The organism is Pseudomonas sp. 300, from assembly GCF_055803035.1.
In genome coordinates, this window is the sequence record NZ_JAVLRV010000002.1 from 3,941,908 (window position 1) to 3,961,256 (window position 19,349).

Genomic DNA, 19,349 nt, shown 5'->3' on the forward strand with positions numbered 1-19,349 from the left:
CAAGCCAACAGAAACGTAAAGGATGTCCCCGGTTTCAATCGTAAAGGATGTGTCCGTTTCTACAGGTCGAGATATTTAAGAGCTTTCGCACCCGCCTCACTGGCGTTATCCTTGATTTCATCTTAATTGCCCCAGGGCGGCTAAATACGACCTTGAACGCACCCATAGAACCACACCGTTTTATCCTCGAGCCCTTTGAGGCTCGCCGCTTTGCCAATCTGTGCGGGATGTTCGACGAGCACCTGCGCTTGATCGAGCAACGCCTGACCATCGAGATCCGCAACCGCGGAAACCAGTTCGAGCTGATCGGCGACCCCAAACACACCACCTCCGCGGAAAACCTCCTGCGCCGCCTGTACCGGGAAACCAAGGGTACCGAGCTGTCGCCGGACATGGTTCACCTGTTCCTGCAGGAATCGGCCGTCGAAGAGCTGGACAACGTTTCGCCGTCCGAACCCTCCGTAGCCCTGCGCACCAAAAAAGGCATGATTCGCCCTCGCGGCTTGAATCAGCTGCGCTACGTGAAGGAAATCCTCGGTAACGACATCAACTTCGGCATCGGTCCGGCCGGTACCGGCAAGACCTATCTGGCCGTCGCCTGCGCGGTAGACGCGCTGGAACGCGAGCAGATCCGACGCATTCTGCTGGTCCGTCCGGCGGTTGAAGCGGGCGAAAAACTCGGCTTCCTGCCCGGTGACCTGTCACAGAAGATCGACCCGTACCTGCGCCCGCTCTACGACGCACTTTACGAAATGCTCGGCTTCGAACACGTTGCCAAGCTGATCGAGCGCCAGGTGATCGAAGTTGCGCCACTGGCGTACATGCGCGGTCGCACGCTGAACAACAGTTTCATCATCCTCGACGAAAGCCAGAACACCACCGTCGAGCAGATGAAGATGTTCCTGACCCGGATCGGCTTCGGTTCCACAGCGGTCATCACCGGTGACATCACCCAGGTCGACCTGCCGAAAGGCACCAAGTCTGGACTGCACCACGTGATCGAAGTGCTCAAGGACGTGCCGGGCATCAGCTTCACCCATTTCAAGCCAAAAGACGTTGTACGCCACCCACTGGTGCAGCGGATCGTCGAAGCCTACGAGCGCTTCGAGAATCGCGTGGCAGACGAAACACCAAAGGACAGTCGCCGCGATGCTTGAGCTTGATCTGCAACTGGCTACCGAAGCGTCTGCCCCCAGCGAGGCCGAGTTCCGCCAATGGTGTGAACTGGCCCTGCGCCAGCGCACGGCCGACTCAGAGATGACCATTCGCCTGGTCGACGAAGCCGAAGGCCGCGAGCTGAACCACACCTGGCGACAAAAAGACTACGCCACCAACGTGCTGTCGTTTCCTGCCGATGTGCCTGACGAGTTTCTCGACATCCCGCTGCTGGGCGATCTGGTGATCTGCGTGGCGGTAGTCGAGCGTGAAGCCGCCGAACAGGGCAAGGAACCAAAGGCTCACTGGGCACATCTGGTCATTCACGGTTGCTTGCATCTACTGGGTTACGACCATATAGATGACGAGGAAGCCGAAGAAATGGAAGCGCTGGAACGAACGTTGCTTGCTGAGCTGGGCTACCCCGATCCGTACGCGGACGACGAAACAGAAACATCCCCTATCGTTACAACAAAGGATTCAGAGTAATCGCTATGAGCGAAGATCGATCGAGCAACGGGCAGAAGTCATGGCTGGGTAAGCTCACCCAGGCTTTTGCCCACGAGCCGAAGAACCGTCAGGAGCTGCTGGAGCTCCTGCGCGATGCACACCAGAACAAGTTGCTGGACAGCGAAGCGCTGGCCATCGTCGAAGGCGCCATCCAGGTTGCGGACCTGCAAGTACGGGACATCATGGTCCCGCGCTCGCAGATGATCAGCATCAAGGCGACCCAGACACCCCGCGAGTTTTTGCCCGCCGTGGTCGACTCGGCCCACTCCCGTTACCCGGTCATCGGCGAAAGCCACGATGACGTGATGGGCGTATTGCTGGCCAAAGACTTGCTGCCGTTGATCCTCAAGGAGAACGGCGACAGCTTCAACATCAAGGACCTGCTGCGCCCGGCCACTTTCGTGCCGGAGTCCAAGCGCCTTAATGTGCTGCTGCGCGAATTCCGCGCCAACCACAATCACATGGCCATCGTGATCGACGAATACGGCGGCGTGGCTGGCCTGGTGACCATCGAAGACGTGCTGGAACAGATTGTCGGCGACATCGAAGACGAGCACGACGTCGAGGAAGACAGCTACATCAAGCCGCTGCCCAGCGGTGACTTCCTGATCAAGGCCCTGACGCCGATCGAAAACTTCAACGAGTTCTTCGACAGCGAGTTCTCCGACGACGAGTTCGACACCGTCGGCGGCCTGGTGATGAGCGCGTTCGGGCACCTGCCAAAACGCAACGAAATCACCGAAATCGGCCCTTATCGCTTTCGTATCCTCAACGCCGACAGCCGTCGGATTCACTTGCTGCGCCTGACGCCTATTGCCCGGTAATACCTAAGGATTGAAATGCGCTGGATAAACCGCCCCGGCTGGCCCGGTAACCTGCTGGCCGTGGCGGCCGGTGCAATCACCACCCTGGCCCTGGCGCCGTTCGACATCTGGCCGCTGGCACTGCTGGCGGTCGGGTTCTTTTATGCCGGTTTGCGCGAGCTGAACCCACGTCAGGCCCTGGGCCGTGGCTGGTGCTTCGGTTTCGGTCTGTTTGGCGCCGGCACCAGCTGGATCTACTACAGCATCCACAACTTTGGCGGCGCGTCGGTGTTGCTGGCCGGGTTCCTGATGCTGCTCTTCACCGCAGCGATTGCCTGGTTCTTCGCCCTGCCCGCCTGGATCTGGGCGCGCTGGCTGCGTCGTAACGAGGCGCCGCTGGCCGATGCCCTGGCGTTTGCGGCGTTGTGGGTCGGCCAGGAAGCGTTTCGCGGCTGGTTCCTCACCGGTTTCCCGTGGCTCTACTCCGGTTACAGCCAGCTCGACGGTCCGTTGGCCGGGCTCGCACCCGTGGGCGGGATGTGGCTGGTGTCCTTCACCCTGGCCTTGACCGCCGCGCTGATCTACAACGCTTCTCGCCTGATCAAGACGGGTCGCAAAGCCTTTATCGTGGCGGGTGCGCTGCTGTTGGTCGGCCCTTGGGTCGCCGGCATCGCGCTTAAAGGCCATGCCTGGACCAGCCCGTCTGGCCCGGCGCTGAGTGTCGCGGCGCTCCAAGGCAATATCGAACAAAGCATGAAGTGGGACCCGGCACAGCTCAACGCGCAGCTGGCCCTGTACCGCGACATGAGCTTCAGCTCCAAGCGTGTCGACCTGCTGATCTGGCCGGAAACGGCGATCCCGGTGCTCAAGGAGTCCGCCGAGGGCTACCTGAGCATGATGGGGAATTTCGCCGCAGAGCGTAAAACCGCACTGATTACCGGCGTGCCCATCCGCCAGGAAGTGCGCCACGAAAAGCGTTACTTCAACGGCATCACCGTCGTAGGCGAAGGCGACGGCACTTACCTCAAGCAAAAGCTGGTGCCGTTCGGCGAATACGTACCATTGCAGGACGTGCTGCGCGGCCTGATCGCCTTCTTCGACCTGCCAATGTCAGACTTTGCCCGCGGCCCCGCCGATCAGGCGATGTTGCAAGCCAAGGGCTATCAGATTGCACCGTACATCTGCTACGAAGTGGTTTACCCGGAGTTTGCCGCCAGCCTTGCCGCGCGTAGCGATCTGTTGCTGACCATCAGCAACGACACCTGGTTCGGCACTTCCATCGGGCCGTTGCAACACTTGCAGATGGCGCAGATGCGCGCGCTTGAGGCCGGTCGCTGGATGATCCGCGCCACCAACAACGGCGTGACCGGGCTCATCAACCCGTTCGGTCAGATCACCACGCAGATCCCGCAGTTCGAACGCGGCATCCTGTACGGCGAAGTGGTGCCGATGCATAACCTGACGCCTTACCTGCAATGGCGTTCGTGGCCGTTGATCATCATATGCGTGTCGTTGTTTGGCTGGGCACTGGTGGCGAACCGGATGGCCAAAACCGTCTGAGACTGGCGAGCTTTGTGGCGAGGGGATTTATCCCCTCACCACAGGTCAGCGATAAAACAACGAATACCCCACCTGCCCCACCGCTTCATTCAGCAACTGCCCGCTCTGCCAGATCGACTTGAATTCCGGCATCCAGCCGCCCAATGGCCGGGCATTGTCCACACCTAGAAACCCCACCGGCGCGGGTACCACCTCAAATCCCGCCTGCTGGAAACTCCAGACCGCCCGCGGCATGTGCCAGGCTTGAGTCACCACGACCACGCGCTTGATGCCATCCGGCAACAGCATCTGGGCACTGAACTGCGCATTTTCCCAAGTTGTACGGCTACGCCCCTCCTGCCAACGCACGATTACGCCAGAGTCTTCGAGCATCGAATCCGCCATCAATTTGGCTTCGGTGGGCGGCGTGCCGAAATGCAGACCACCACTGGTCAGGATCGGCAGGCCGGAAGCCTTGGCCAGTCGCGCGGCATAACGCTGACGCCCCAGACCTACGCCGGTCGGCTGGTCGTTGCCCCAGGCCAGGTCGCCCCTCTCACGCCCGGACCCCAGCACAACGATCGCATCAGCGCGCTGACTCAGGGTCGCCCATTCAGAGCGATCCAGCGCCGACTCCCGTTCCAGCGCCTTGGCGCTCCACTGCACAACCACCGGCAGACTCATCAGCCAGAACCCGCCGAGTCCCAGCGTAAAGCACAGCCCGGCCAGCCGCGGCCTTGAGCGGCGAAACCACCAGGCAAGCATCAGCAACAGCAGTAAAATGCCGGGCGGCAGCAGAAGTTGTTTTACGAAATAACGAAAAGGCATCGAGCATCTCCTGAAGATGCCCGAAGCCTAAGTGGGTTGACGCAATGCGACAACAAATGCGGAAGGACTATGATTCAAAATAACCAAACGTCATGAGTTCAAGTGCCCTTACTTGAATTGCAGAGACCGGACCTTTACCGCGTCCCTGCCGGGTGCCTTGTCCTTGAGCCAGATGATCTTGGCCGAACGTGGTGCGTCGAGCTGCTTCACTGCTTCTGACAAGCATCCGTGTGTTTCACGTTCACTGCGATCCAGATACGCCTTGACCAGCGCAAACTCTGCGGGGCTCAGGCCACGCAATTCCAGCTCCAGGGGACGCTCATCGCGCAGCCGGTCAGCGGTTTTTGCCGAATCCAGGGCCATTCCCAGACGATCGATCAGTCTTTCGTACAGCTCCGGCTTTGTAACTTTTTGCTGTGACTCAACCATCCCTCACCTCATTGAAGATAAGACTCACTCCCCATTTAGAGCTTAGCTTCCATGAACAAACCGGCTGAGCGCCGCGACCAACGGCCCTCGCAGGGCAAATCGGGCGACGTGCGCGTGTAATCAGGGTTTCCCTCGGTAGAGCGCGGTCATGTATGCTACGGCGCTTCCTGTAACTCCACTTCCAGCTCGCCTGGGCACCGAAACGCCGAATTGGCGCATTCATCGTCCAGCGTTGCATTGAAGAGGATTAGGCCACCCCTATTCAGTTCAAAAGTAGCCATGCACGAACAATATCAGCCCCGTGAAATCGAAGCCGCCGCCCAGTCGTTCTGGGACGAGCAAAAGTCCTTTGAAGTCAGTGAACAGCCAGGCAAGGAGACTTTCTATTGCCTGTCGATGTTCCCTTACCCCAGCGGCAAGCTACACATGGGGCACGTGCGCAACTACACCATCGGCGACGTGATCTCCCGCTATCAGCGCATGCAAGGCAAGAACGTCCTGCAACCCATGGGTTGGGACGCCTTCGGCATGCCGGCGGAAAACGCCGCGATGAAGAACAACGTAGCGCCCGCCAAGTGGACCTACGAAAACATCGCCTACATGAAAACCCAGCTGCGCAGCCTGGGCCTGGCGGTGGACTGGTCGCGTGAAGTGACCACCTGCAAGCCGGATTACTACCGCTGGGAACAATGGCTGTTCACTCGCCTGTTCGAAAAAGGCGTGATTTACAAAAAAAGCGGCACCGTGAACTGGGACCCGGTCGACCAGACCGTTCTGGCCAACGAGCAAGTGATCGACGGTCGCGGCTGGCGTTCCGGCGCGCTGATCGAAAAGCGCGAAATCCCGATGTACTACTTCAAGATCACCGCCTATGCGGATGAGCTGCTGTCGAGCCTCGACGATCTGCCGGGCTGGCCTGAACAGGTCAAGACCATGCAGCGCAACTGGATCGGCAAGTCCCGCGGGATGGAAGTGCAGTTCCCGTACAACGTCGATTCCATCGGCGAAGCCGGCGCGCTGAAAGTCTTCACCACCCGTCCGGACACCCTGATGGGCGCGACTTACGTTGCCGTAGCCGCTGAGCACCCCTTGGCCACGCTGGCCGCGCAGAACAACCCTGAGCTGCAAGCGTTCATCGCTGAATGCAAGGGCGGCAGCGTCGCTGAAGCCGATGTCGCCACTCAAGAGAAAAAAGGCCTGCCGACCTCGCTGTTCGTCGAGCACCCGCTGACCGGTGAAAAACTCCCGGTATGGGTCGCCAACTACGTGCTGATGCACTACGGCGATGGCGCGGTCATGGCGGTCCCGGCGCACGACGAGCGTGATTTCGAATTCGCCCACAAATACAACCTGCCGATCAAATCGGTGGTGCGTACCAGCTCCGGCGACACCAACCCGGCGCCGTGGCAGGACGCTTACGGCGAACACGGTACGCTGATCAACTCCGGCGAGTTCGACGGCCTCGACTTCGCCGGCGCGTTTGACGCCATGGAAGTCGCGCTAATCAAGAAGAGCCTCGGTGCCTCGCGCACCCAGTTCCGCCTGCGTGACTGGGGCATCAGCCGCCAGCGTTACTGGGGCTGCCCGATCCCGATCATCCACTGCGACACCTGCGGTGACGTGCCGGTCCCGGAAGATCAATTGCCTGTGGTCCTGCCGGAAGACGTCGTTCCGGACGGCGCGGGTTCGCCCTTGGCACGCATGCCCGAGTTCTACGAGTGCTCGTGCCCGAAATGCGGTGCACCGGCCAAGCGTGAAACCGACACCATGGACACCTTCGTCGAGTCGTCGTGGTACTACGCTCGTTACGCCTCGCCGCACTATGAAGGCGGTCTGGTGGAAAAATCCGCGGCGGACCACTGGCTGCCGGTGGATCAGTACATCGGTGGTATCGAACACGCCATTCTCCACCTGCTTTACGCGCGCTTCTTCCACAAGCTGATGCGTGACGAAGGCCTGGTGAGCTCCGACGAGCCGTTCAAGAACCTGCTGACCCAGGGCATGGTCATCGCCGAGACTTACTATCGTCGCGAAGCCAACGGTGCTTACACCTGGTTCAACCCGGCGGACGTAGAACTCGAACGCGACAGCAAGGCCAAGGTCATCAGCGCCAAGCTGATCGCCGACGGCCTGCCGGTAGAAATCGGCGGCACCGAGAAGATGGCCAAGTCAAAGAACAACGGCGTCGACCCTCAGTCGATGATTGACCAGTTCGGCGCAGACACCTGCCGCCTGTTCATGATGTTCGCCTCGCCACCCGACATGAGCGCGGAATGGTCCGACTCCGGAGTAGAGGGTTCGCACCGCTTCCTCAAGCGCGTCTGGCGCCTGGCTCAAGCGCACGTCACTCAGGGCCTGCCGGGCAAACTGGACGTCGCCGGCCTGAACGACGAGCAGAAAGCCATTCGCCGCTCGATCCACCTGGCCATCAAGCAGGCCAGCCACGACGTCGGCCAGAACCACAAATTCAACACTGCCATCGCCCAGGTGATGACGCTGATGAACGTACTGGAAAAGGCTCCGCAAAGTACCGAACAGGATCGCGCACTGGCTCATGAAGGTCTGGAAGCTGTGACTTTGCTGCTGGCTCCGATCACCCCGCACATCAGCCACGAGCTGTGGAATCAACTGGGTCACGCAGACCCGGTGATCGATGCCGGCTGGCCCGTGGTGGACGAAACCGCGCTGGTGCAGGACAGCCTGACGCTGGTGATCCAGGTCAATGGCAAACTGCGCGGCCAGATCGAAATGCCGGCCACCGCGACTCGCGAAGAAGTCGAAGCCGCTGCCCGTGTCAACGAAAACGTGCTGCGCTTTGTCGATGGCCTGACTATTCGTAAAGTGATCGTAGTGCCCGGGAAACTGGTCAATATCGTCGCCAGCTAATTGGATCAGGCGCCAGGTGAGCCTGGCGCCGAGTAAAACCTTTCGGGTCGCATGATCGGCCCACATGGTTTCAAGGGGAGCAACAAGATGATCAAACGCAATTTGCTGGTGATGGGCCTCGCGGTCCTGTTGAGCGCCTGCGGTTTCCAGCTGCGCGGCACCGGCACCTATGAACTCGCCTTCAAGGAACTCGACCTGAGTGCACGCAACTCCTACGGCGAAACCGTGACCATGATGCGTCAGTTGCTGGAAAGCAGCGGCGTCAATATCCACACGGGCGCGCCTTACAAACTGGTGCTGGCCGATGAGCAGGAAAGCCAGCGCATCCTCAGCTATGCAGGCGCCGGCCGTACTGGCGAGTACCAGGTGACCACGGTACTCAGCTACGACATCAGTGGTGAGCACAACCTGCTCCTGTTGAGCGACAAGCTCGAAGTGCAGAAAGTCTTTATCCATGACGGCAACAACCTGGTGGGTTCCGATCAGGAATCCACCGATGCTCGCAAGGAGATCCGTCGCGAGTTGGTGCAACGCATGATGCTGCGCTTGCAGCAACTGTCGCCGGCCCAGCTGGATCAGCTGCAACAAACTGCTGAAGCCAAGGCCAAGGCTGAAGCTGCAGCCCTGGAAGCGGCGCGCAAGGCTGAAGCGGAAACGCCACGCCAGTCGCCCATCGAAATCCCGCAGCAATAAGACTTGCGGGGCGCTCAGGCGCCCCGCTTGCCCTCGCCCATGAAACTCGCCCCCGCCCAACTCGCCAAACACCTGCAAGGTGCGCTCGCGCCGGTCTACATCATCAGTGGCGACGATCCGCTGCTGTGTCAGGAAGCCGCCGACGCCATTCGCACAGCCGCCCGTCAACAGGGCTTCGACGAACGCCAGGTGTTCGCCGCCGATGCCAGTTTCGACTGGGGAACGCTGCTGCAAGCCGGCGCAAGCATGTCGTTGTTCGCTGAAAAACGCTTGCTGGAACTGCGCCTGCCGTCCGGCAAACCCGGCGACAAAGGTGCAGCAGCATTCATCGAGTACTGCTCGCGACCGGCCGAAGACACCGTGTTGCTGATCAGCCTGCCAAAGCTCGACGGCAGCGCGCAGAAAACCAAGTGGGGCAAGGCGCTGGTCGAAGGTCAGCACACCCAGTTCGTGCAAATCTGGCCGGTGGAAGCCAGCCAGTTGCCGGGCTGGATTCGGCAGCGCTTGTCTCAGGCCGGCCTGTCCGCCAGTCAAGACGCCGTGGAACTCATCGCCGCGCGAGTCGAGGGCAACTTGCTGGCTGCCGCGCAGGAAATCGAAAAGCTCAAGCTGATGGCCGAAGGTGGCCAGATAACCGTCGAAACCGTGCAAGCCGCAGTGGCCGACAGCGCGCGCTTCGATGTCTTCGGCCTGACTGATGCGATTCTCAACGGCGAAGCGGCGCATGCCCTGCGCATGCTCGAAGGTCTACGCGGGGAAGGTGTCGAACCGCCGGTGATTCTTTGGGCGCTGGCCCGGGAACTGCGCTTGCTGGCCAGCCTGTCGCTGCAATACAGCCAGGGCGTGCCGCTGGACAAAGCCTTCAGCTCTGCCCGTCCGCCGGTCTGGGATAAACGCAAACCGCTGATGAGCAAAGCTCTGCAACGTTACTCGGCGCAACGCTGGGCGCAGTTGTTGCTGGAAGCACAGCGGATTGATGCGCAAATCAAAGGCCAGGCGGCAGGTTCGCCATGGATGAGTTTGAGTCGGTTGTCGTTGTTGATGGCTGGGCAGCGGCTGACATTGCCTGCCGAATAAGGCCTTTGTAGCGAGCGAGCTTGCTCCCTTCGCCACAGGTCGACTTTTCCCACATGTCGCAGGTCTGGACAAAATCCAAACTTCGGCAGATCATTTCTCCCGCAAAACCACTCAATCGAGAGATATGATCATGAGCAAAAAGCCATCCAGGAATGGCCACAACAAGGCCAAATCCATCATCGCCCAGCCACTGTTCCGCAGCCGTCAGGAACGAGCCGGCAAGGGCAAAGGCAGCTACCGCCGCGAAGCCTTCCAGTCTAATAGCTGGGAGGCTTCTTACTTTCTGGCGGCCTGAAAGGCAAGCCATCGCTCAACATGTTAAGGTCTGCACCTGATTCGTATTCCCTGGACCCGTGCATGCCCCTTTGTATTTCCCGTCGTTGGCATTTGCGCCAATTGATTGCTGCCTCCAGCCTCGTTCTGCTTGTCGCCTGCGCGGAAAAACCGACCGCCGCCGACGCCCAACCGCTTCAGACCCTTCCTGTCGCAACAGCCCCTGCGGTGATCCCGCCCGTGGTGCCGACCGGTGAAAATCTCGACATCCAGCCGACCCAGACCTTCGCCGAATGGCAGGCGGGTTTCCGCAAGGATGCGCTGGCCGCTGGCATCCGCGCCGACCTGTTCGACCGCGCCTTCGCCAATGTCAGCCTGGACACCAGCGTCATCCGTGCCGACCGCAGTCAACCGGAGTTTTCCCGTCCGGTGTGGGAATACCTCGACGGCGCCCTGTCGCCGCTGCGCGTGCGCAAAGGTCAGGCGCTGGTCAGCCAATACGCCGACATCCTGCAAAGCATCGAACAACGCTACGGCGTCGATCGTCAGGCACTGGTTGCGGTGTGGGGCATGGAAAGTAACTTCGGCCAGTTTCAGGGCAGCAAGTCGGTGATCAACTCCCTGGCGACCCTGGCCTACGAAGGCCGGCGTCCTGGTTTCGCCCATGCGCAATTGATCGCGGCCCTGCAGATCCTGCAACAGGGCGACATCGACCCAGAGAAAATGCTCGGTTCCTGGGCCGGTGCCATGGGTCAGACCCAATTCATCCCGACCACCTACAACACCCACGCCGTGGACTTTGATGGCGACGGTCGTCGCGATATCTGGGGCAGTTCCGCCGACGCACTGGCGTCGACTGCGCACTACCTGCAAAGCTCGGGCTGGCAGAAAGGCCAGCCATGGGGCTTTGAGGTACAGCTGCCGGGCAGCTTCAACTACGTGTTGGCCGATGGCGCGATTCGCAAGAGCGTCGCCGAATGGCAGCAATTGGGCGTCACGTTGCCTAACGGTGGCCAGGTTCCGGCAGGCTCGGAACACCTGTCGGCCGCCTTGTTGCTCCCGGCGGGCTATCGCGGCCCGGCATTCCTGGTGCTCGACAACTTCCGTGCGATCCTCAAGTACAACAACTCGTCGTCCTACGCGCTGGCCGTCAGTTTGTTGTCCGAGCGTTTCAACGGCGCGGGTTTTATCAATGGCACCTGGCCCAAAGATGACTTGCCGCTGAGTCGTACCGAACGGATCGAGCTGCAAAACCTGCTGAGTGCGCAGAAATACGACGCGGGCACCGCCGACGGCATCATCGGCGCCAATACTCGCAAAGCGATCCGCAGCGCCCAGCAGTCGTTTGGCTGGCCGGCGGACGGGTATCCGACGCACAAGTTGCTAGAAGGCCTGCGTAACCGCTAAGAGCATCGCGGGCAAGCCCGCCCCCACAGGGTTTGTGTCGTACGCTAATTCTGCGACTGACACTTCTGCTGTGGGAGCGGGCTCGCCCGCGATGACTGACTGCCTGGCGATAGATTTCTAGCGCCTGACCACCACATCCTGCTCCAGCACCAACTCCTTGCTCCCCGCATCCAGCCTCACCAACGCTCCCATCGGCAACATCAGGTTCGGGTCACAATGCCCGCTGCGCCACCCGGCCAGCACCGGGATCCGCAACGGCTCAAACGTCTGCTTGAGCAACCGTTCCAGCGCAACCGTATCAACCCCGGCCACATCTCCCACCAGAACTCCGCGCAATTTGCCCAGCGTCCCCGCGAGCCGAAGATGAGTCAGCAGCCGATCAATGCGATACAGCGGCTCATTAATATCTTCGATAAACAGAATGACGCCCTCGGCATCCATTTCATAAGGCGTGCCCATGGTCGCGGCAATCATCGCAAGATTGCCTCCGAGCAAGCGCCCGTGAGCAATGCCAGGCTCGATTGTGGTCAACGGGTAGGCGACCGGGTGCGCCAATACGCTACCCGCCTTTACTTGCCCTCTGAGCATGTTGAAAAACGAGGACTCGGTAGGCTTTTGCTTGTCGCCCAACAGATCTGCATTGAGCAACGGACCATGGAAAGTCACGAACCCCGCATAACGGCTGATCGCCAGGTGCAGCGCCGTGATGTCGCTGTAGCCGATGAACGGCTTGGCGTTGTTTTGCAGCAACTCGAAATCGATGCGATCGAGCAAACGCGGTGTGCCGTAACCACCGCGCAGGCAAATGATTGCATCGACCTCACTGTCAGCGAACGCTGCGTGCAGGTCATTGAGCCGCACATCGTCACTGCCGGCCAGGTAGCCTTCCTGCGCATACACACCGGGAAAAATCCGCAATGCGTAACCGCGTGCACGCATCCAGCTGACGGCCTTGTCGGTATCCAGTGCCGCGGGGCCGGCGGGCGCTATGACGCCGATCAGCCCTTGCGAGGGCAAGGCCGGAACGGGTTTATGGGGAAAAAGAGTATGGGTCGGTCGAACGGTCATCCATGAATCTCCCTGCGCGAAAGCTTCTGCACACAGTAGTCAGGAACGGGAATAAACAGAAGAGGGTCAGTCGCCCCACAGGTTGCAGGAAAAGACTGAAGTTGCCGTAAGCACGGCCAACAAAAACGCCCGCAAGGCTGAAAAGCCTTGCGGGCACTTTGTTACAAGGACGACATCAATTCAGCTTTAACCAGCTTCGCCTGCTCATCGGCGTGGTACGAAGAACGTACCAGCGGACCGGAAGCGACGTTTTTGAAGCCCATCTTGTAACCTTCCTCGGCGAACCAGGCGAAGGTGTCCGGGTGGACGAAACGCTCCACCGGCAAATGGCTGCGGGACGGTTGCAGGTATTGGCCGAGGGTCAGCATATCGATGTCGTGTTCGCGCATGCGCTTCATGACTTCGATGACTTCTTCGTCAGTCTCGCCCAGACCCAGCATCAGGCCGGATTTGGTCGGAATGTGCGGCATCATCTGCTTGAAGCGCTGCAGCAGGGTCAGCGACCACTGGTAGTCCGAACCCGGACGCGCGGCCTTGTACAGGCGCGGCACGGTTTCCAGGTTGTGGTTGAACACATCCGGCGGCTCGGCGGCGGTGATTTCCAGCGCGACGTCCATGCGGCCACGGTAGTCCGGAACCAGGGTTTCGAGCTGCACGTTCGGCGACAGCTTGCGAATCTCACGGATGCAGTCGGCAAAGTGCTGGGCACCGCCGTCACGCAAGTCGTCGCGGTCAACCGAAGTGATCACTACGTATTTCAGTTTCAGGTCGGCGATGGCAATAGCCAGACTTTCCGGCTCATTCACGTCCAGTGGTTTCGGACGGCCGTGGCCAACGTCGCAGAACGGGCAGCGACGGGTGCAAATGTCGCCCATGATCATGAAGGTCGCAGTGCCACCGGAGAAGCACTCGCCCAGGTTCGGGCAGGATGCTTCTTCGCACACGCTGTGCAGCTTGTGTTTGCGCAGCAGGGCCTTGATGCGGTCGACTTCCGGGGAAACCGGGATGCGCACGCGGATCCAGTCAGGTTTCTTCGGCAGTTCGGTGGTCGGAATGATCTTTACCGGGATGCGTGCAACCTTCTCGGCGCCGCGCAGCTTGACGCCGGCTTCAACCTTGGCACGCGGGGCCGGACGCTCGGTGACATCCAGCGTCGGGATCATGGTTTGCACTGCATCAGTAGTCATATCAGTCGATTCCGCCCGTTAGGGTCGTCTGCTCAGCATAGTCGAGGTGTTTGACGAGCTGCGCGCGCAGCCGGGCACTAACCTCGGCAAATTCAATCGATCCTGCGTGATCGCTCAGCTGGGTCATCGCCAGCCCGGCGTAGCCGCAGGGATTAATCCGTCGAAACGGTTCCAGGTTCATGTCCACATTCAGGGCCAGCCCATGAAAGGAACAACCGTGGCGGATCCGCAGACCCAGGGAAGCGATTTTCGCACCGTCGACATAGACGCCCGGTGCATCCGGCTTGGCCGCAGCCGTGACGCCGTAGCTGGCCAGCAGCTCGATCAGGCAGTGCTCCATGCGGGTGACCAGGTCACGCACGCCGAAACCCAGCTTGCGTACATCGAGCAACAGATAGGCGACCAACTGGCCGGGGCCGTGATAGGTCACCTGACCACCGCGATCGACCTGCACCACCGGGATATCCCCCGGCAGCAACAAGTGTTCGGCCTTGCCGGCCTGCCCCTGAGTGAACACCGGTGGGTGCTCAACCAGCCAGATCTCGTCTGCGGCATCGCTGCCGCGTTCATTGGTGAAGCGTTGCATGGCATGCCAGACCGGCTCGTAAGCCATCTGGCCAAGCTCGCGAAAGCCCAGCGTGCCAGACATCACAGCACCATGTGCACGAAGCCGGTAGCCCGCAGTTCGCTGTTGATGTTGTACAGCTGGTCCTGGTCGGTGGCGACGATGTGCAGTTGAATCGTGGTGTATTTGCCGTTGGTGCTTTGGCGCTCATCCACACGGTCATGGTTGATCGTCGCGTGTTTCTTGACGATCTCGATGATCTTGTCTTTGTTGCCAACACCGGTATCGCTGATCACCTTAACCGGGTAATCAACGTTGGGGAATTCGATCTTGGGCGCCTTTACTTCGGTATCGGTCATGGCGTAACGGCCTCGTAAGCGTAAGCCGTGGCGACGGGCATGCCCCCGCGCCGGATGAGCGCGGGACCATGCAGGTGCACACTAATTCAGTTGAACAAGCCGTAGAAGAATAGACGGATGCTATCCCACATGCGACGGAAGATACCACCCTCTTCAACGCCATCCAGAGCGATCAGGTCAGCACTGTGCACTACCTTGTCGTCCAGTTTGACTTCGACTTTACCGATCACGTCGCCCTTGGCGATTGGCGCAACCAGTTGCGGGTTCATGGTCATGCTGGCAGCGAGCTTTTTCAGCTGGCCTTTTGGCAGGGTCATGGTCAGGTCTTCAGCCAGACCGGCCTTGACTTGATTGGTGCTGCCTTTCCAGACAGGCGCCTGGGCCAGCTCGGCACCTTTCTGATAGAAGGTCTGGGTTTCGAAGAAACGGAAACCGTAGGTCAGCAGCTTCTGGGTTTCCGAAGCACGTGCCACTTCGCTGTTGGTGCCGAACACCACGGCGATCAGGCGCATGCCATCACGGACAGCCGAAGACACCATGCAATAGCCGGCTTCGTCGGTGTGGCCGGTTTTCAGACCGTCAACGGTCTTGTCGCGCCACAGCAGCAGGTTGCGGTTAGGTTGCTTGATGCCGTTCCAGAAGAACTCTTTCTGCGAGTAGATCGCATAGTGAGCCGGGTCTTCGTGGATGATTGCACGAGCCAGCACGGCCATGTCGTGAGCCGACGAGTAGTGCTCAGGGTTCGGCAGACCGGTCGGGTTCATGAAGTGGCTGTTGGTCATGCCCAGGTCGGCCACGGTTTTGTTCATCATGTCGGCGAAGGCGTCTTCGCTGCCGGCGATGTGCTCGGAGAGCGCAACACTGGCGTCGTTACCCGACTGAATGATGATGCCGTGCAACAGGTCGCTGACCGTCACTTGCGAACCGACCTTGATGAACATCCGCGAACCGCCGGTGCGCCAGGCGTTTTCGCTGACGGTCACCGGATCGTTTTCGCCGATCTGGCCGCGACGGATTTCCAGGGTCGCGATGTACGCGGTCATCAGCTTGGTCAGGCTGGCAGGCGGCAGACGCTGGTCACCGTTGTTCTCGACCAGCACGTTGCCGCTGCTGGCATCCATGAGCACATAGGCTTTGGCGGCCAGTTGTGGCGGCGACGGCATCATCTCGACCGCGAAGGCGGCAGGCGAGAGGAGCAGCGGGACTAGAAGGCACAGGCGTTTGGCAAAGGTGGTGATGTTCATCCGTCTCTCGAAATCGCTAATGGAAACTGCCCGAAGGCAAAACTAATCTAGATGACCTTCTAACGGGCCATCGCGTGTTCAGTCGTTCACTCAGAACCCTTGCCGGGCTTTTGTTCTTAAACGAGCCAACAACCAGGTTCACCCCCCAAAACCGCAAGTGAACCGTCAATCAAGTACTACGTATTACTCGGCGGTGACCACGCTTGGCGAACCGAGATTGGCCAGGCGCACGCTGTTCTGCACTTGCTGGATTTCACCCGGCGAGCCGATCGGCCCCAGGCGCACCCGATGCAGTGTCTGTTGATTGCGCACGATCGAGCTGATGAACACCGGAGCGCTCACCATCCCGCTGAGCTTCGATCTCAGCAGTTCTGCAGCGTCCGGGTTGGCGAACGCGCCCACCTGCAGATACTGGCCAGAGGCTGGTACAGAAGCGTTTTTTTTTGCATCGATCTGCACGGGCACAACAGCGGCGGCGTGTTGCTGCGGCGGCGGTGTCCATTGCTCGACCGTGCCGGCCGAAGCGGTAATCGTCGGCGCAGTATTCTGCGCGACTTGCGGCTCGTTGAGCATCAAAGGCGCCGGACGGCCTTTGGCGGCCCACCATTGCTGAGGATCAATGCCTTCGACCTTGACCCGCGCCGTGCCGGTTTCGGCATAGCCGAGTTTCTTGGCGGCGGCGTAGGACAAGTCGATGATGCGGTCCGAGTAGAACGGCCCGCGATCGTTGACCCGCAAAATCACTGACTTGTTGTTGTCCAGGTTGGTCACCCGAACGTAACTCGGCAGCGGCAAGGTCTTGTGAGCGGCGCTCATGCCATACAGGTCGTAAACCTCGCCATTGGCGGTGTTCTGGCCGTGGAATTTGGTGCCGTACCACGACGCCGTGCCCGAGGCGACGTAGGTCTTGGATTCCTGCAGCGGGAAGTAAGTCTTGCCCAGCACGGTGTACGGGTTGGCCTTGTAAGGGCCGGTGTGCAGGGTCGGCGTGGCATCCGGGATGCGCGATACGTCGACGTCCCACCACGGCGCGCCATCTTTATGGGCGCGGTTGATGTCCAGCCCCGGCGTCGAGCGCACGGCGGTGGTGGATTTCTGAGACGGCGCGCGACTGGTCGAACAACTGGCGACCAGCACTGCCAACGTGGCGAATGCCATCAGCTTCAGGGGTTTATTCATAGGCAATGCCCGCATTACTTGACGCCCCGTGCTTGGACCAGCTGTTCAGACAGTTGATGTACGGCCATGGCGTACATCACGCTGCGGTTATAACGCGTGATTGCGTAAAAATTCGTCAGGCCCATCCAGTATTCAGGGCCATTGTCACCTTCCAGGCGGAATGCCGTGACCGGCATATCATCGCGCAGCGCATCATGACTTGACCACCCTAGAGCCCGCAACTCTCCAACGGTTTTAGTCGGTTCGATGCCGGTGGTCAAACCCTCGTCCACCTGCTCGCCACGCACGTCGGCGCGGCTGACTACCGGTTCGCCGGCGACCCAGCCGTGACGCTTGAAATAACTGGCGACGCTGCCGATGGCATCGTCCGGATTGGTCCAGATATTAATGTGGCCGTCACCGTCGAAGTCCACCGCATAGGCGCGGAAACTGCTCGGCATGAACTGCGGCAAGCCCATCGCTCCGGCGTAGGAGCCTTTGAGGGTCAAGGGATCGACCTGCTCTTCACGGGCCAGCAACAGGAATTCACGCAACTCCTTGCGGAAGAATTCGGCACGGGGAGGATAGTCGAAACCCAGGGTCGACAAAGCGTCGATCACCCGGAAATTGCCGGTATTTCGACCGAAAAAGGTCTCAACGCCGATGATCGAGACAATCACCTGGGCCGGCACGCCATATTCCTGCTCGGCACGGGCCAGTACCGCCTCGTGCTGCCGCCAGAAATCCACGCCACGGGCGATGCGCGCGTCGGTGATGAACATCGGGCGATATTCTTTCCATTGCTTGACCCGTTCGGCAGGCTTGGAGATCGCGTCAAGAATCGACTGCTTGCGCTCGGCTTCGCGGAACACGCCCATCAGCTGTTCACCGGCAAAGCCGTAGTCGCGGGTCATTTCACCGACGAATTCGGCCACCTGGGGCGTGCCTTCGTAATCGCCGGCCAACGCGTCCTGCGCTGTGCCAAGGATGCTTACCAGGCCGACCCATGGCGCGTATCGAGTCGCCCAGCCACGCATTACTTGCATTGAAATCTTCACCTTATTCAAACCTGTGCGATCCACTTACGATGGGTATGGATCGACATCAAAACCCCAAACGCTGACAGCAGCGTCACCAGCGAAGTTCCTCCGTAGCTAATGAACGGCAACGGTACCCCCACAACCGGCAACAGGCCACTGACCATACCGATGTTGACGAAAACGTAAACAAAAAACGTCATGGTCAGGGCGCCCGCGAGCAATTTACCGAACAATGTCTGGGCCTGGGCCGTAATCACCAGCCCGCGACCGATCAACAACAGGTAAATCAGCAGCAGTGCGCAGATGCCCACCAGGCCGAACTCTTCGCCCATCACCGCAATAATGAAGTCGGTGTGGCTTTCCGGCAGGAAGTCCAGGTGCGACTGGGTGCCCAACAGCCAACCCTTGCCAAACACGCCGCCGGAACCGATGGCAGCTTTCGACTGAATGATGTTCCAGCCGGTGCCCAGCGGATCGCTTTCCGGGTCGAGGAACGTCAGGATTCGCTGCTTCTGGTAGTCGTGCATGATGAAAAACCACATCGCCACGGCCACCGGTACAGCGGCGGCCAGCACGCTGATGATCCAGCGCCAGCGCAGCCCGCCCATGAACAAAACGAATGCGCCACCTGCGAGGATCAACAGCGAAGTGCCGAGGTCGGGTTGACGCACGATCAGAATGAACGGCAAACCGATCAGGAACAGACTGACACCCACATGCTTGAGCTGCGGCGGCAACGTGCGTTTGGACAAATACCAGGCGATGGTCGCTGGCATCAGGATTTTCATGAACTCCGAAGGCTGGAAGCGGATCACCCCCGGAATGTTGATCCAGCGCGTGGCGCCCATGGCGTTGTGGCCCATGACGTCCACTACCACCAGCAACAGCACGCCGACCACATAACCGACCGGCACCCAACGGGCCATGAATCGCGGTTCGAACTGGGCGATGACGATCATCGATACCAGGCCAATGCCGAACGAAGTGGCTTGTTTGGCCAACAGGTCCCAGCTCTTGCCGCTGGCCGAATACAGCACGAACAGACTGCCGGCGGCGAGGGTCAGCAGCAGGATCAGCAATGGGCCGTCGATGTGCATGCGCTGCAACAACGTCGCACGGCGACGCATC

At 60.1% G+C, this 19,349-nt stretch carries 19 protein-coding genes; 9 read left to right on the forward strand and 10 right to left on the reverse strand.

Going from position 1 to position 19,349, the window contains the following annotated elements; all coding sequences use genetic code 11:
• Positions 1 to 152: 152 nt before the first annotated feature.
• From Q7W83_RS24650 to lnt, 4 genes are read left to right on the forward strand one after another with little or no spacing between them, the layout of a single operon-like run.
• Positions 153 to 1,157 carry a PhoH family protein gene (locus tag Q7W83_RS24650; RefSeq protein WP_150630385.1) on the forward strand — a complete coding sequence of 335 codons (1,005 nt, stop codon included), beginning with the start codon at positions 153 to 155 and terminating at the stop codon, positions 1,155 to 1,157.
• Positions 1,150 to 1,644 carry an rRNA maturation RNase YbeY gene (gene ybeY, locus Q7W83_RS24655; protein ID WP_473657456.1) on the forward strand — a complete coding sequence of 165 codons (495 nt, stop codon included), beginning with the start codon at positions 1,150 to 1,152 and terminating at the stop codon, positions 1,642 to 1,644. The genes Q7W83_RS24650 and ybeY overlap by 8 nt, the downstream gene beginning before the upstream one ends.
• A 5-nt stretch (positions 1,645 to 1,649) precedes the next feature.
• The gene (locus Q7W83_RS24660) at positions 1,650 to 2,489 is read left to right on the forward strand and encodes an HlyC/CorC family transporter (protein WP_045062079.1); all 840 of its coding nucleotides are present in this window, start codon (positions 1,650 to 1,652) and stop codon (positions 2,487 to 2,489) included.
• Positions 2,490 to 2,504: 15 nt separating this feature from the next.
• Complete coding sequence (gene lnt, locus Q7W83_RS24665) at positions 2,505 to 4,028, forward strand: apolipoprotein N-acyltransferase (RefSeq protein ID WP_150630383.1); 1,524 nt, start codon at positions 2,505 to 2,507, stop codon at positions 4,026 to 4,028.
• 45 nt (positions 4,029 to 4,073) lie between these two features.
• Here lnt and Q7W83_RS24670 read toward each other — a convergent pair whose 3' ends face one another.
• Together Q7W83_RS24670 and Q7W83_RS24675 are read right to left on the reverse strand one after the other, a co-directional pair.
• Positions 4,074 to 4,835: a YdcF family protein gene (locus Q7W83_RS24670; RefSeq protein WP_473657459.1), complete on the reverse strand. Its 762-nt coding sequence runs from the start codon at positions 4,833 to 4,835 to the stop codon at positions 4,074 to 4,076.
• A 108-nt stretch (positions 4,836 to 4,943) separates the two neighbouring features.
• Positions 4,944 to 5,264: a hypothetical protein gene (locus Q7W83_RS24675; RefSeq protein ID WP_150630381.1), complete on the reverse strand. Its 321-nt coding sequence runs from the start codon at positions 5,262 to 5,264 to the stop codon at positions 4,944 to 4,946.
• 279 nt (positions 5,265 to 5,543) lie between these two features.
• Between Q7W83_RS24675 and leuS the strand changes: the two genes are divergently transcribed.
• The 5 genes from leuS (at position 5,544) to Q7W83_RS24700 (ending at position 11,600) form a co-directional block, all read left to right on the forward strand.
• Complete coding sequence (gene leuS, locus Q7W83_RS24680) at positions 5,544 to 8,150, forward strand: leucine--tRNA ligase (protein WP_150630380.1); 2,607 nt, start codon at positions 5,544 to 5,546, stop codon at positions 8,148 to 8,150.
• Positions 8,151 to 8,237: 87 nt separating this feature from the next.
• Positions 8,238 to 8,843, forward strand: coding sequence for an LPS-assembly lipoprotein LptE (locus Q7W83_RS24685; protein WP_150630379.1), 606 nt, complete (start codon positions 8,238 to 8,240; stop codon positions 8,841 to 8,843).
• A gap of 39 nt (positions 8,844 to 8,882) precedes the next feature.
• Positions 8,883 to 9,920: a DNA polymerase III subunit delta gene (holA, locus tag Q7W83_RS24690; protein WP_150638400.1), complete on the forward strand. Its 1,038-nt coding sequence runs from the start codon at positions 8,883 to 8,885 to the stop codon at positions 9,918 to 9,920.
• A gap of 130 nt (positions 9,921 to 10,050) precedes the next feature.
• Entirely contained in the window at positions 10,051 to 10,215 is a 165-nt protein-coding gene (gene arfA, locus Q7W83_RS24695; RefSeq protein WP_150638402.1) for an alternative ribosome rescue factor ArfA, read from the forward strand.
• Between the two features lie 62 nt (positions 10,216 to 10,277).
• Positions 10,278 to 11,600, forward strand: a complete 1,323-nt coding sequence (locus Q7W83_RS24700; protein WP_150630376.1) for a lytic murein transglycosylase — start codon at positions 10,278 to 10,280, stop codon at positions 11,598 to 11,600.
• Positions 11,601 to 11,717: 117 nt separating this feature from the next.
• On the opposite strand, the gene Q7W83_RS24705 is transcribed toward Q7W83_RS24700, so the two are convergent.
• The 8 genes from Q7W83_RS24705 to rodA all read right to left on the reverse strand — a co-directional run bounded on the left by Q7W83_RS24705 (position 11,718) and on the right by rodA (position 19,348).
• The gene (locus Q7W83_RS24705; protein ID WP_473657467.1) at positions 11,718 to 12,668 is read right to left on the reverse strand and encodes a S66 peptidase family protein; all 951 of its coding nucleotides are present in this window, start codon (positions 12,666 to 12,668) and stop codon (positions 11,718 to 11,720) included.
• A 161-nt stretch (positions 12,669 to 12,829) separates the two neighbouring features.
• The gene (gene lipA, locus Q7W83_RS24710) at positions 12,830 to 13,855 is read right to left on the reverse strand and encodes a lipoyl synthase (RefSeq protein WP_010467371.1); all 1,026 of its coding nucleotides are present in this window, start codon (positions 13,853 to 13,855) and stop codon (positions 12,830 to 12,832) included.
• Between the two features lies 1 nt (position 13,856).
• Positions 13,857 to 14,504 carry a lipoyl(octanoyl) transferase LipB gene (gene lipB / locus Q7W83_RS24715; protein ID WP_128871443.1) on the reverse strand — a complete coding sequence of 216 codons (648 nt, stop codon included), beginning with the start codon at positions 14,502 to 14,504 and terminating at the stop codon, positions 13,857 to 13,859.
• Complete coding sequence (locus Q7W83_RS24720) at positions 14,504 to 14,779, reverse strand: DUF493 domain-containing protein (protein ID WP_003215438.1); 276 nt, start codon at positions 14,777 to 14,779, stop codon at positions 14,504 to 14,506. The genes lipB and Q7W83_RS24720 overlap by 1 nt, the downstream gene beginning before the upstream one ends.
• Before the next feature lie 86 nt (positions 14,780 to 14,865).
• Positions 14,866 to 16,023 carry a D-alanyl-D-alanine carboxypeptidase family protein gene (locus Q7W83_RS24725; RefSeq protein WP_008035100.1) on the reverse strand — a complete coding sequence of 386 codons (1,158 nt, stop codon included), beginning with the start codon at positions 16,021 to 16,023 and terminating at the stop codon, positions 14,866 to 14,868.
• Positions 16,024 to 16,206: 183 nt separating this feature from the next.
• Complete coding sequence (locus Q7W83_RS24730; RefSeq protein ID WP_150630374.1) at positions 16,207 to 17,217, reverse strand: septal ring lytic transglycosylase RlpA family protein; 1,011 nt, start codon at positions 17,215 to 17,217, stop codon at positions 16,207 to 16,209.
• Positions 17,217 to 18,227: a lytic murein transglycosylase B gene (gene mltB, locus Q7W83_RS24735; protein ID WP_150630373.1), complete on the reverse strand. Its 1,011-nt coding sequence runs from the start codon at positions 18,225 to 18,227 to the stop codon at positions 17,217 to 17,219. Before mltB ends, Q7W83_RS24730 begins: the two co-directional genes overlap by 1 nt.
• A gap of 17 nt (positions 18,228 to 18,244) precedes the next feature.
• The gene (gene rodA, locus Q7W83_RS24740) at positions 18,245 to 19,348 is read right to left on the reverse strand and encodes a rod shape-determining protein RodA (RefSeq protein WP_191623650.1); all 1,104 of its coding nucleotides are present in this window, start codon (positions 19,346 to 19,348) and stop codon (positions 18,245 to 18,247) included.
• Between the last annotated feature and the right edge of the window lies 1 nt (position 19,349).

Coding starts and splice junctions, on each gene's coding strand:
- ybeY (WP_473657456.1), top strand. CDS start 1,150: ATGCTTGAGCTTGATCTGCAACTGGCTACCGAAGCGTCTGCCCCCAGC.
- Q7W83_RS24660 (WP_045062079.1), top strand. CDS start 1,650: ATGAGCGAAGATCGATCGAGCAACGGGCAGAAGTCATGGCTGGGTAAG.
- lnt (WP_150630383.1), top strand. CDS start 2,505: ATGCGCTGGATAAACCGCCCCGGCTGGCCCGGTAACCTGCTGGCCGTG.
- Q7W83_RS24670 (WP_473657459.1), bottom strand. CDS start 4,835: ATGCCTTTTCGTTATTTCGTAAAACAACTTCTGCTGCCGCCCGGCATT.
- Q7W83_RS24675 (WP_150630381.1), bottom strand. CDS start 5,264: ATGGTTGAGTCACAGCAAAAAGTTACAAAGCCGGAGCTGTACGAAAGA.
- leuS (WP_150630380.1), top strand. CDS start 5,544: ATGCACGAACAATATCAGCCCCGTGAAATCGAAGCCGCCGCCCAGTCG.
- Q7W83_RS24685 (WP_150630379.1), top strand. CDS start 8,238: ATGATCAAACGCAATTTGCTGGTGATGGGCCTCGCGGTCCTGTTGAGC.
- holA (WP_150638400.1), top strand. CDS start 8,883: ATGAAACTCGCCCCCGCCCAACTCGCCAAACACCTGCAAGGTGCGCTC.
- arfA (WP_150638402.1), top strand. CDS start 10,051: ATGAGCAAAAAGCCATCCAGGAATGGCCACAACAAGGCCAAATCCATC.
- Q7W83_RS24700 (WP_150630376.1), top strand. CDS start 10,278: ATGCCCCTTTGTATTTCCCGTCGTTGGCATTTGCGCCAATTGATTGCT.
- Q7W83_RS24705 (WP_473657467.1), bottom strand. CDS start 12,668: ATGACCGTTCGACCGACCCATACTCTTTTTCCCCATAAACCCGTTCCG.
- lipA (WP_010467371.1), bottom strand. CDS start 13,855: ATGACTACTGATGCAGTGCAAACCATGATCCCGACGCTGGATGTCACC.
- lipB (WP_128871443.1), bottom strand. CDS start 14,504: ATGTCTGGCACGCTGGGCTTTCGCGAGCTTGGCCAGATGGCTTACGAG.
- Q7W83_RS24720 (WP_003215438.1), bottom strand. CDS start 14,779: ATGACCGATACCGAAGTAAAGGCGCCCAAGATCGAATTCCCCAACGTT.
- Q7W83_RS24725 (WP_008035100.1), bottom strand. CDS start 16,023: ATGAACATCACCACCTTTGCCAAACGCCTGTGCCTTCTAGTCCCGCTG.
- Q7W83_RS24730 (WP_150630374.1), bottom strand. CDS start 17,217: ATGCGGGCATTGCCTATGAATAAACCCCTGAAGCTGATGGCATTCGCC.
- mltB (WP_150630373.1), bottom strand. CDS start 18,227: ATGCAAGTAATGCGTGGCTGGGCGACTCGATACGCGCCATGGGTCGGC.
- rodA (WP_191623650.1), bottom strand. CDS start 19,348: ATGCGTCGCCGTGCGACGTTGTTGCAGCGCATGCACATCGACGGCCCA.